1 protein-coding gene is annotated in these 700 nt (G+C 71.0%); it reads left to right on the top strand.

The features are described from left to right. Positions 1–125: 125 nt before the first annotated feature. A partial coding sequence (locus ABD323_RS42915; RefSeq protein WP_486327181.1) for an MFS transporter occupies positions 126–700 on the top strand: 575 nt, incomplete at its 3' end.

Here is a 700-nt window from a genome sequence, read left to right as displayed (position 1 = left end):
ACCCGACGATATCGAAGACGGCCGACGGAGCTCGCGGCAATTTCCGACGGACTGCCGGAACGGGCTGCTAGAATGGGGGTGTTGGCCTTCGGTGTGCCCAGTTGGGGCGTCCGGAGGCTTTTTTCATGCCTACCCACACCCTTCCGCCCGTGACGCCCGCCGTCACCGGCTACCGTGGCCTGCTCCGCAACCTCGAGTTCGCCGGACTGTACGCCGCCTTCGGCCTGACGGCTGCCGCAAGTACCCTGTCGGGCTTCGCCCTTGCGACGCTGGTCGGCCGGCAGACCGGCTCCCCCTTCCTGACCGCCGTCAGCATGTACGGCGCCACCTTCGCCGCCGTGCTCGGGGCGCTGACGCTGATGTCGGTGGCGGACGGGCGGCGGCCGCGCCGGACGCTCGTCCTGCTCCAGTGCCTCTCGCTGCTGGGGGTCGCGGCGCAGGCGATCCCAGGGCTGCCGCTGGCCGGCCGGTTCGGTCTGCTGCTGGTGCTCGGGTTCTTCCAGTCGCTGGGGACGGGCACCCGGATGGGGGTGCTCGCCGAGGTGGTGCCGGCTTCCGGCTATGTGATGGCCCGTTCGCTGATGAACATCACCTCGGGCGGTACGGCGGTGCTCGGCTTCGCCCTCGGCCCCGTCCTGCTGCGCGTGCTGAGCCCGCAGCAGATCTTCCTGCCCGCCGCCCTGCTGACCCCCCCCCGACT

Origin of the sequence: Kitasatospora nipponensis, assembly GCF_039528135.1 — a bacterium.
Classification (GTDB): domain Bacteria; phylum Actinomycetota; class Actinomycetes; order Streptomycetales; family Streptomycetaceae; genus Kitasatospora; species Kitasatospora nipponensis.
Note: the sequence above shows the minus strand (reverse complement) of the source record. Positions and strands in the feature narration are given on the sequence as shown.